The organism is Pseudarthrobacter leeuwenhoeki (assembly GCF_055412885.1).
The window spans coordinates 21,008-30,766 of the sequence record NZ_JBVAYY010000024.1 but is presented as its reverse complement, the minus strand read 5'-3'; the positions used below and the strand labels follow the sequence as shown (position 1 = coordinate 30,766).

12 protein-coding genes are annotated in these 9,759 nt (G+C 60.2%); 8 read left to right on the top strand and 4 right to left on the bottom strand.

Annotation, left to right across the window (positions count from 1 at the left end; translation table 11 throughout):
* The first annotated feature begins 315 nt into the window (after positions 1-315).
* A complete protein-coding gene (locus ACZYX4_RS16805) occupies positions 316-825 on the top strand; it encodes a flavodoxin family protein (RefSeq protein WP_463878016.1) in 510 nt (169 codons plus the stop codon).
* Positions 826-833: 8 nt separating this feature from the next.
* On the opposite strand, the gene ACZYX4_RS16800 is transcribed toward ACZYX4_RS16805, so the two are convergent.
* Positions 834-1,700: a hypothetical protein gene (locus tag ACZYX4_RS16800; RefSeq protein WP_463878014.1), complete on the bottom strand. Its 867-nt coding sequence runs from the start codon at positions 1,698-1,700 to the stop codon at positions 834-836.
* A 305-nt stretch (positions 1,701-2,005) separates the two neighbouring features.
* Here ACZYX4_RS16800 and ACZYX4_RS16795 point away from each other — a divergent pair, with 305 nt between their 5' ends.
* The 3 genes from ACZYX4_RS16795 to ACZYX4_RS16785 all read left to right on the top strand — a co-directional run bounded on the left by ACZYX4_RS16795 (position 2,006) and on the right by ACZYX4_RS16785 (position 3,753).
* On the top strand, positions 2,006-2,797 hold the full coding sequence (locus ACZYX4_RS16795; RefSeq protein ID WP_463878012.1) for a lysostaphin resistance A-like protein: 792 nt from the start codon (positions 2,006-2,008) through the stop codon (positions 2,795-2,797).
* 129 nt (positions 2,798-2,926) lie between these two features.
* Positions 2,927-3,133: a hypothetical protein gene (locus ACZYX4_RS16790; protein WP_463878010.1), complete on the top strand. Its 207-nt coding sequence runs from the start codon at positions 2,927-2,929 to the stop codon at positions 3,131-3,133.
* Between the two features lie 23 nt (positions 3,134-3,156).
* The gene (locus ACZYX4_RS16785) at positions 3,157-3,753 is read left to right on the top strand and encodes a DUF3267 domain-containing protein (protein ID WP_463878019.1); all 597 of its coding nucleotides are present in this window, start codon (positions 3,157-3,159) and stop codon (positions 3,751-3,753) included.
* On the opposite strand, the gene ACZYX4_RS16780 is transcribed toward ACZYX4_RS16785, so the two are convergent.
* Entirely contained in the window at positions 3,674-4,285 is a 612-nt protein-coding gene (locus tag ACZYX4_RS16780) for a recombinase family protein (protein ID WP_463878008.1), read from the bottom strand. The genes ACZYX4_RS16785 and ACZYX4_RS16780 overlap by 80 nt on opposite strands.
* A 703-nt stretch (positions 4,286-4,988) precedes the next feature.
* Here ACZYX4_RS16780 and ACZYX4_RS16775 point away from each other — a divergent pair.
* From ACZYX4_RS16775 to ACZYX4_RS16760, 4 genes are all read left to right on the top strand, one after another.
* Positions 4,989-5,378, top strand: a complete 390-nt coding sequence (locus tag ACZYX4_RS16775; RefSeq protein ID WP_463878005.1) for a hypothetical protein — start codon at positions 4,989-4,991, stop codon at positions 5,376-5,378.
* 145 nt (positions 5,379-5,523) lie between these two features.
* On the top strand, positions 5,524-5,973 hold the full coding sequence (locus tag ACZYX4_RS16770; protein WP_463878003.1) for a hypothetical protein: 450 nt from the start codon (positions 5,524-5,526) through the stop codon (positions 5,971-5,973).
* A 399-nt stretch (positions 5,974-6,372) separates the two neighbouring features.
* Positions 6,373-7,269, top strand: coding sequence for an Abi family protein (locus tag ACZYX4_RS16765; RefSeq protein WP_463878001.1), 897 nt, complete (start codon positions 6,373-6,375; stop codon positions 7,267-7,269).
* 336 nt (positions 7,270-7,605) lie between these two features.
* Entirely contained in the window at positions 7,606-8,565 is a 960-nt protein-coding gene (locus ACZYX4_RS16760; protein WP_463877998.1) for an alpha/beta hydrolase family protein, read from the top strand.
* Between the two features lie 34 nt (positions 8,566-8,599).
* Here the strand turns inward: ACZYX4_RS16760 and ACZYX4_RS16755 are convergent, their stop codons facing one another.
* Both ACZYX4_RS16755 and ACZYX4_RS16750 read right to left on the bottom strand, forming a co-directional pair.
* A complete protein-coding gene (locus tag ACZYX4_RS16755; RefSeq protein WP_463877995.1) occupies positions 8,600-9,049 on the bottom strand; it encodes a bleomycin resistance protein in 450 nt (149 codons plus the stop codon).
* Positions 9,046-9,621, bottom strand: coding sequence for a GrpB family protein (locus tag ACZYX4_RS16750; protein ID WP_463877992.1), 576 nt, complete (start codon positions 9,619-9,621; stop codon positions 9,046-9,048). The genes ACZYX4_RS16755 and ACZYX4_RS16750 overlap by 4 nt, the downstream gene beginning before the upstream one ends.
* Positions 9,622-9,759: the final 138 nt, after the last annotated feature.

Sequence of the window (9,759 nt, the reverse complement as noted above, 5' to 3'; positions counted from 1 at the left end):
TCAGGTCGAGGGCCAGTGGCTCCCAAGCACACCACCACTGGCTCTCTTCCGCACGATCGGTGGCTCTGAAACGCAAGATTGGGTGGCTCTCAAGGCATCAAATACTCACCCATGCCGCTAAACGGATTCTTTGGACTCCGGGAGCCGCAACACTCACCGAGAGGCTGACCAGCGAAAACAACTCTCACCTGTGCGGCCAGATCATTTAAAATGGCGGCGTATTGGCGCCGTGCTTCGAGGCGACTCGGACTGGTAGTACCGCCGGGCATAGTCTGTGCGTGATAGTCATTGCGGGTCACGTACAGAGGAGCAACGATGCATGCACTGGTGGTCTACGAGTCACTTTGGGGCAACACTGAGAAGGTCGCGCGCGCAGTTGCCGACAAACTAGGCGCCGTTGGCACGGTCGAAGTCGTGGACTCGGATGCCGCACCCACCACTGTGGACGGCTACGACCTCCTCGTGGTCGGTGGGCCCACTCACGCTTTCTCGATGACGCGAGCCGCGACGCGAGCCGAAGCAGTTAAGTCGCGATCGGCCCCGCATGCGCCGGCCCGAGGCATCCGTGAGTGGCTCAACGAACTCGAGCGGCCTGCTGCTGCTATCCCCGCCGTCGCGTTCGATACTCGCGTGGACAAGCCGCGAATGCCAGGCTCCGCAGCCAAAGCAGCAAAGCACGAGCTGCGGTCGCTGGGATTCGGAACGACCGTGAAGCAGGAAACGTTCCGTGTCCATGGCTACGAAGGTCCACTCCTCGATGGAGAGTTAGAACGCGCTAGCGCATGGGCGGACGAGGTAATCGCCGCCCTCGGCCTCGGCTCGTGAGATGACCGCTAAGTCCCTCGGTGCCCAGCTTTCACTGCTGCGGGTCGCGCAATATGCGTTTTGCGTGCATACGCGATTGCCGCTACTAGGCTGGCCACCACCACGACGGCGACCATTACCATCGGGATGAATCCCACTATTTCCCCGGTCGCGACGACCAGCAGCATCGCGGCAATGATGCTGGATCCCATCAACACCGAAAAAACTAGTGCCGGTACGGTCAACGAAAGCCCCGCTATGTTCCCCCTCAGAGTGAGCACACCGATGACGATCATGCCCGGCAGGACTACCGAGAGGTCAATGACATGGATGGGGCTCACTATCAGCCCCGCTGCCGTAAGGCTCGGCGGCACCTGACCGGTCACAGTGGCTGGAACCAGCTCGCTCAACCACAACAGAGCAAAAAGTGCACCGGTTCCGATGAGCACCCATGCTGCGAACCGTCGGGCCAGACCACTCGGGTAGACGGATGTTCGTTCCCTGGCCGAGAGCGCAATAACCAGGGTGAAGAACACGAGCCCCAAGATCGCGACATAGACGAGAAAAAGACGGCCGAAATGCACAGCGAAGGCATAGACAATGTAGGCATACAGGAGATAAAGCAGGGTACCCATCCACCACTGTGCTGCCCGAAACGAGCCGGCACGCATCCGGACCGCGCTTACGATGAGAACGACGACCGCGAAAAGGTTGCCAATGTCTTGCCCTCGCGCCTGCAAGACCCAATCCTCAGTTTCTTTCTGGTACGGCCAAGAAGCGATCAACCCAAGAACGCTTGCGACCGTGACGATCGCAGCGATGACGAGGGAGACGCCGACGAGCAAACCTCTGCGACGTAGGGCAACGGGCTCTGATCCGAACGGGTTGGGGTCCATGGCGCAGAGTCTACTAAACGGGATCGATTGGCACCGACACACACTCTGCGAAGGCAGGGCTTAAGAAGCGAAGGTAGTCTCGTAGAAGCGGCCCATGCACATCATCTCGTCGACGCCAGGCACAAGACCGGTAGCGCTGTCATCCTGATCGACCGGGCCCGCGCCAGCGGCTGGGCCAGCCGACACCGACACTAAATCGAGCTAAGAAACAGACAGCGAACCACTCGAAAAAAGCCCCAGCGGCAAAGAGCCGCGTAGTTACTGCCAGACTCGCAGAACGAGACCGGACTAGGAAGAGGATCACCGTGAGAAAGCTTCAGCGAGCAAACCCCACCTGGCATGCCGTTATTTGGATCGTGGCATACGTGGTTCTGATATCCATCGGCGACCTGCTATCCGAGCAGGTCGGGATACCTAACTCAATCACTGCCCCGCTGCTCTTACTTCTCAGCATTCTACTGATCTGGTACGTGAGTCGGAACGGCTGGAATCGGTACTACGGGCTTCGTGCGTTGCGTGGCGACGACTTCCGGCGCACCCTGCTCTACATCCCGCTGCTCATCATCGCCCTGCTTCAATTCGCCCAAGGGTTCAGGGACGACCTGGACCTCGCCGCAGTGCTACTCATCATCGTCCTGATGGCGTGCGTCGGGTTCATCGAGGAGCTGGTGTTCAGAGGTTTCCTGTTCCGAGGCATTCTGAAGCGGAGCAACCTAACTCGCGCCATCGTGATCTCCGGCGTCACCTTCGGGATCGGTCACATCGTAAACTTGCTCCGGGGCTACTCCGGTGTGGAGCAGATCGCCCAGATCTTATTTGCCGTGGTGATGGGCATCGTACTCGCTCTGATCTTCGCCATTACCGGCACGATCGTCCCGCTCATCGTTTTTCACGTCCTGTTCAACATCAGTGGCAGCGTCACCGTCACTGATTCTCAAGCTGAATGGGTGATGCTCGCCGGGACCACCGTAATCAGCGCAGGCTATGCCGTGTACCTTGTTGTGGTGCTTCGCCGTCGTGGTGCCAGCCCGGAGATGGCACTGTCATCGACTGACTCCTCCGACGGTGCCGCCCCCGAACAGGCGAGCACCCGGTGAAGGGAAGCGGATGGAGTGCGCGTCACGCTCGGCGTCGCCGCACCCCGCTGCTCCGGACTCTTCTGCACGAACTTCCGAACTCGTCCCACCGCGAGCGACCGGGACCTGACCGAGCGACAGAGGAGACGAATGACTGACCAGACCCCGTTGCGGGATGGCGCCGAACTCCCGTACAACTACCGCGAGAGCCAGACCGTCGATTTCAAGAAGGACAGAAACTTTGCGATCGCGATTCAAGCGATCTTTGTCGTGATTGCCGTGGTCGCCGTGATGATCCCGCTGTTGTTCCCCGTTCCCCTCGGCACCGAGTGGAGTCCTTTCTCACCATCCCGGTGACGCTCCTCGCCGCCCTCGTCTATATGGCGGTGCACGAAGCAACCCACGGGATCATGCTCCAGCTGCTCACCAAAGTGAAGCCTGCGTATCGACTGCGGTTTCCCTTCCTAACGACCGGCAATCGTGCCTACCTCACACGACGAAGCGCAGCGATCGTTGCACTTGCACCCGCTGGGTTGTGGGGCGTGGTGCTGTCATCGGCGCTCCTGGCAGTCCCAGCGGACTTTCGGTTGACCGCACATCGTCCTGGCCTTGAATTTCACCGGATCGTCCGGCGACTTCGTGGAGACGTTCGTGGTCGCGCGACTGCCACGGAATGCCATGGTGAAGGACGACGGAAACAAGATTCGCGTCTTCCTGCCCCGGCCCCTCTGATCGGGGAAGTCGATCCAGGACAAGTCACCCGTTGGCCCAGTGAGCAGTTCACACTCCCAAGAACCCGGGGCAAGGAGCAGACAGTTTGGGCGTCGACGCGACGCGAACCGCCGTCCCGCTGCGCGTTCCCGTTGAGCGTTCCCCTTGCCGCCAGAATTACTTCCTTCACTTGGAGAGGACTTTCGCGCCATCGGGTCGCAGCTCTCCAGACGGTGAGACGTGGCGGTATAGCGTCTGCCGGGTGATGCCGAGTTCCTTGCAGAGCTCGCCCACCTTGGTTTCCTTCTGCCCCATGGCGGCCATGGCCAGACGCACCTTGGCGGCGGTCATTTTGAACGGCCGTCCACCACTTCGGCCTCGGGCGCGCGCCGCGGCAAGCCCGGCCACGGTGCGTTCGGAGATGAGTGCTCGTTCGAACTCGGCGAGGGCCGCGAAGATGCCGAAGACGAGCTTGCCTGATGCTGTCGTGGTGTCGATAGCTGCGCCCTCGCCGGTGAGGACCTTCAAGCCGACGCCTCTGTCGGTGAGGTCGTGGACGGTGTTGACGAGGTGGCGCAGATCTCGGCCAAGCCGATCGAGCTTCCAGACAAGGAGCGTGTCGCCTTTTCGGAGCGCTTTCAGACACGCCGCCAAGTGCGGGCGATCGTCTTTCTTACCGGACGACTGGTCCTCATAGAGGTGAGCAGCTTTGACCCCGGCAGATAAGAGCGCGTCCCGTTGCAAATCGGTGCTCTGCGACCCGTCGGCCTTCGATACTCGCATATAGCCGACAAGCATGCCTGTATCCCCTGTCATATATTCGTTCGTTTAAGTGACAGTGCGATTCCGGTTCCGGCTGGAACCGGAAAATGTCACTTAACCCGTTATTTATTCTAAGTCATGCAAAGGGTTGCTGATCTCTTGTTTGTGACAGGAAGTCGAGGGGTTTCTGAAGCCCGCAAAGGTATCCCGGAGCCGGCGAACGGATTCTTCGCCTCGGCATCTGCGCAGTCTGCCGCACGGCCTGATGCCCGGCCGCATCGGACCTGGCCGGCAGGCCAAGCTCAACGGCCGGCGGCCCATCATCGGCCATGCCGGCCACCCACGCTGCAGGCGCCCCAGAGCCTGGGTCGAAGATAGTGCACACGAGTTCAATACAGAATGCCTGTTGTGCAGGCGGGTTCGAACACAGAACTGTTCGAACCCGCCTGCACAACCCCCGTACTTACGCGGAAGCGCGTGCAGACGACTTCGAAAAACGACATTTTGGAGGGCTCCCGGTCTTCCATCTCGACACAGGCACAAAGGGTCGTTTTTGACTGACTCGAATGGGCCTCCTTCACTGGTGTAGGTGGCCGCTACTTCTAGTGCGCCTTCCGCTAGGGTGTCGGATATGGGTCCGGCAGCCGTGCGAAATGTACAGACAGTAGCGCCGCCTCTCCTGGTCCGGGCTGTCTCCACCGGTGCCCTGCTGGGTACGTTTATCAGCGCGGGCACCTCAGTGTTTTCGACCGTTCAGGCAGCCCTGTATCCGGAGCAGTTTGGGCTCTGGGGCATGAATGGCGGCCAGATATTCTTCATCGCCATACTTGGGCTCGTTATCGGAGCAGTTGCCGGGCTGGCAGCGGGTGCCGGTTCGGTAGCGGCGCTTTGGATTGACGCGAATACGTCCTTATCAGTTGTACTGCCACGCGCGCTCACCGCTGGATTGGGAGCAGCCGCGGTGACGGCCGTTTACACCGTCATCGCCTTCCATGCACTCGGAGCAACTGGGTTGGCGCTGGCAGGATTCGGAGCCGGCTTCGCCACAGTCTCCGGGTTGCTGGCAGCATTTCATACTCGACGGCTTATCCGCCGACACCATTCCCTCGGCCAAAAGCAGGCCCACTGAATGTTCCTTCATAGACATTGTTCTGCCTTATTCTTCGTTAGGGTGAGTGCTATGTGCACGGCAGTAGGCGGTGACTCACCGGGTACTGCCGTCGCATCGTGCTGGGGGCGCGCCGCCTTCGCGCGCCTTCGGACATTGGACAACCGTGAACAAGACTATTCCCGCCCTCGCCACGGCTATCGCTGGTCTGCTGCTCACCGGATGCGCATCATCCGCTCCCCAGACAGCACCCACCACCGCTACACCGGCCCAACCGGCAGCCAGCCAGACGGCTGCAGCTCCTGAGTCCATTCCCAGCACCACCAATGAGCCGGACAAGACCGCGGACTTCACGACAGCCAATGCGAACGCGCCCTGGGTGAGCCAGATCAAGTCTGTGACCGAAACCGAGCCGGGCAGGATCCGCGTCGACACCAGTGTCGTTGACCCGCGCGGTGCAAACGGCAGCGAGGCGGCCGTGACCGCGATCGCCATCTGCGAGTCCACAGTTGCTCTTCTCGGGCCAAGCTACGTCTCGGTACTAGAGGATGACGGAACCAACTTCGTCCTGTTCGGACACCCATCGGTACCCAAGGGTGCCTGCACCGAGGTCTGACCGTTTGCCAAAACCCGCCGGCCTGCTGCCGCACTCATGAGGATGAGAGGCCACAGATTCAATTGCTGTTGACCCATCCCCTTTACGGACATGTGGTGGGCCGTGCAGACGACAGCGCCATAAAGGCGCCGATTTCCAGCAAAACAAGTCAAAACTCATCAACGTCAGGTTGTCGACCCAGTGATATTCGATAAGGGTCGTTTTTGACCGTTGCTCCTGGGGTGTCGAGCTCATGCACTAAGGCATGGGCCGCGCTGGCACGATTTCTATCAAAAGCGGCAACGGATTTGCACAACCTGTTGCGCCACGATATTCTCAAACCAACATGACCGGTTCCGCCTACTTCGGTAGGTCCAGGGCCGGTCTTCACTTTTGTCGGGGGGCCGATTGTCTACAGCTGTGAAAGAGTTTAGGACCTACGAGGAACAGGTTGGTTTGCTCCTTTCCCGCGGTCTGGTCATCGAAGACCAAGACACCGCGATCGCGCAGCTGCAGGATGTCAACTACTACCGCCTCAGCGGCTACTGGTACCCCTTCCGTAAACTGGCAACGAATGGCTCACGGGAAGACGACTTCTTCCCAGGGACACGGCTCGCCGACGTCCTGAGCCTGTATAACTTTGACGCCAGGCTCAGAACGGCAACCTTCGATGCCCTCGCGCCAGTCGAGTTGAGCATTCGGGCGCGACTCGGACACGAGTTGGGGGAGCTCGATGAATGCGCTCACCTGAATCCGACGGTCCTGAGCGTCCGAGCAAGCACCGAGGACTACGGACGCTGGTATAAGAAGTACACCCAAGGACTCGAGCACTCCCACGAAGACTTCGTGTCCCATCACCAGGACAACTACAACGGACGATTGCCGGTGTGGGCGGCAGTAGAAATCCTGGACCTGGGCTCTCTCAGATACCTCTTCGGATTCGCACCCCGGCCAGTACAGGACAAGGTAGCGGATCACTTTGGTCTTCGAGCTCCGCAGCTGGAGTCCTGGATGCGCGCCCTTGAAATAGTCCGCAACGCCTGCGCTCACCACGGTCGCCTATACAACCGCGTCTACACAAAAGCTCCAAAGCTCCCCACTGTGGGCAAATACCCTGCTCTCGACAAGGCCGGGCCGTTCATGACACGCACATTTGGTCAGCTGACCCTGATCCAGCACATGCGGGACGCCCAAGGAACCGGGATGTCACGGATGCTTTCCGCGGTCCTCGCCAGCTACCCGTCCGTGAAACTCGTGCCCAAATCCCACGTCGGCCTGCCATCTGACTGGGACGATTCGCCCCTTTGGGCAAGATGAGCCCGGTGTCCCTGGCCGATTAGCGCGCAGCACAGATTGGCGACGACCAGTCGGGAGCGGAAGTACGCACCTGAACGTGCGAAGGACGATCGGCCTTAGGGCGCAGGTGCGACACAAAGCGACCACAGAACACCGCCATGAAGCGATCAAATCCACAGCCATGAGCGCACCGATTCCGAGCAAAACAGGTCAAAACTCATCAACGTCAGGTTTTCGACCATGCGATATTCGATAAGGGTCGTTTTTGACCGAGCGTCTCTGCCCCGACATTGACTGCCGGCAGTCCTTCGTCGCGAGCATCAGGACGAACCCACTTGGTGATGTACAGTCCGGGCTATGGAACCAATGGTCAGGGAGAATGCCCGCGTCAGCACCGCGGACGGCGACCTCGACGCCCTGATTCACTACCGACCTTCAGCCCTCCCCCAGCCGGGACTGGTCCTGGTGGATGGCTCCGGGGAAGGCACAGCCGATGGCTGGGGTGGTGCCGTTGATCTGCTCGTCTCGTGCGGCACTGTGGTTCTCACACACGACAAACCCGGCTGCGGGGATTCCCCTGGTGACTGGAAGACCCAATCCCTATCTGCTCGGGCGGATGAATCCCTTGCGGCGGCGACGCTGCTGAGGTCCCACCCGGCGGTAGCGGGCTCGGGGTGCGGCTTGTACGGAGTGAGCCAGGGCGGGTGGGTGGCGCTGATTGCAGCGGCCCTCGATGTCCGGATCCATTTCGTCATCTCCAACTCCGGGCCTGGTGTCTCGCCGGCGTTCCAGGACCGCTTCCGAATCCTGAACGACCTCCGACAGGACGGCCAGGATGACACAGCCCTAACGGAAGCCGGGCAATGGCTCAATGACCGTGCAGACCGGCTACTTTCCGGGCAGGCTCCCGAGGACATCCTGACCCGTCAAGAAACCTTTAGCGGCAGAACCTGGTACAAAATCGCGACGCGCTACTTCGACACTATTGAGATGCTGGGATTTCTCCGGCTGGTTCTCGACTTTGACCCCGCAGAGATCCTGCCCAAGGTCCAGTGCCCTGTGCTGGCACTGCTGGGAGCATCCGATGCGCTGGTTCCAGTCCCCGAAAGCCTGGCAGCCTTCTCGTCCCTTCTCCGGCCACTGCCAGGCAATCCCCACGGCATAGCCGTGTTCCCTGGCGCCGGACACGGCCTGTTCACAGAAGACCCCGATCCGGCCAAAGACAGGGCGTCGCAGCTGGCACCGGGGTTCCTCCCTATGGTCCATGCCTTCATTCACAAAAACACGTCCGCCGCTGTCGCCGACAACAGCAACTAACTGGCGCCCAGCGGGGTGCCGATCATGTTGATCCTCATGCCGTCTCTTGAGAGACAAGTCTTTGTCCCAGAGACGCCTGGAATCGGATCAAGTACCCGTCGGGATCTGCCACCAGAAACTGTGTGACGCCGGCTTCTTGCTCGCCGGTTCGGTACCACTTGGTCTCCGGTTCCATGAAGAGCGGCCAGCCGCCGGCGTCCAGGGCTTTGACGAGAGGCTCGATCGACGGAACCGAAACCTGAAAGTTGACCCCGCGCCCGAGCGGACGTTCAAGAGTCCCGGTGATCCAATTTCGACCTATTCCAGCCTGCTCCAGCATGACGTGTGCCGAGCCTGTGGCGATATAGGCGAATCCCTCATTCATCCGGTGATAGAGCACGGCGAACCCGCATAGCCCGCACCAGAAATCTAGGCTCTTGTCGAGATTCGTGATGAGAAGTTCCGGCACCAGGCCGGGGTCGGGTGCTTCGGTTGCTGTGGTCATGCCCTGTTGCTCGCGGAATGGTGCTCGCGCCAGACCGTGGCGTGCGCGAGGATATGCGAGATGACGTCGGTTTTCGCATCCGCGTAGTCATTCATATCGGACCATCGCTGTCGTGCCAGCAACTTCTTGGTATCGGCATACAGGGTGCGGTCGGTTTCATCGACCCGAAGCCAATCGCGAAGGTCTCTGTACTTCGGGACGGCGTCGTTCCCGGGGTTGAATACATGGACGTGAACGTCTTTTGCCGGAGTCCTGAGCATGCGGTGGCCTGCCTCGCGAACTCGCAGAACAAAACCGGCTTCTTCGAGAGCCGGAATATATGTTGACTCGTCCTCAACGTCCATGACGGTCAGGAGGACGTCGATGATGGGCTTGGCCGCCAAGCCTGGAACCGCGGTAGAGCCAATATGTTCCACGCATACCGCCTTCTCGCCTGTAGCATCCCGGATGGTTTGTGCGAGTGCTTCGAAGCGTTGGGCCCAGGAAGGGTCGTAGTCCACGATGACGATGGCGCGTTCTTCGCGGCCGCCGATCAAGACGGCGTCCAGGCGCGCATCTGCTTCAGATTTCATTGGTCAATCCTCGCATTGCGCGTCAGCTGCCCCTCGCCCGCGAGCCCGAAAGCGACAACCTATCTAGGTCCCGTTTCGCCCCACATCAGTCAAAACTCATCAGCCAGCGGTCTTGCGTTACGCAAATTTCGATAACGG

Bases quoted from the DNA above. Each gene is read 5' to 3' on its own strand.
- ACZYX4_RS16750 (WP_463877992.1), bottom strand. From the start codon at position 9,621: ATGAAATCTGAAGCAGATGCGCGCCTGGACGCCGTCTTGATCGGCGGC.
- ACZYX4_RS16760 (WP_463877998.1), top strand. From the start codon at position 7,606: ATGGAACCAATGGTCAGGGAGAATGCCCGCGTCAGCACCGCGGACGGC.
- ACZYX4_RS16800 (WP_463878014.1), bottom strand. From the start codon at position 1,700: ATGGACCCCAACCCGTTCGGATCAGAGCCCGTTGCCCTACGTCGCAGA.
- ACZYX4_RS16805 (WP_463878016.1), top strand. From the start codon at position 316: ATGCATGCACTGGTGGTCTACGAGTCACTTTGGGGCAACACTGAGAAG.
- ACZYX4_RS16785 (WP_463878019.1), top strand. From the start codon at position 3,157: ATGGCGGTGCACGAAGCAACCCACGGGATCATGCTCCAGCTGCTCACC.
- ACZYX4_RS16790 (WP_463878010.1), top strand. From the start codon at position 2,927: ATGACTGACCAGACCCCGTTGCGGGATGGCGCCGAACTCCCGTACAAC.
- ACZYX4_RS16780 (WP_463878008.1), bottom strand. From the start codon at position 4,285: ATGCTTGTCGGCTATATGCGAGTATCGAAGGCCGACGGGTCGCAGAGC.
- ACZYX4_RS16755 (WP_463877995.1), bottom strand. From the start codon at position 9,049: ATGACCACAGCAACCGAAGCACCCGACCCCGGCCTGGTGCCGGAACTT.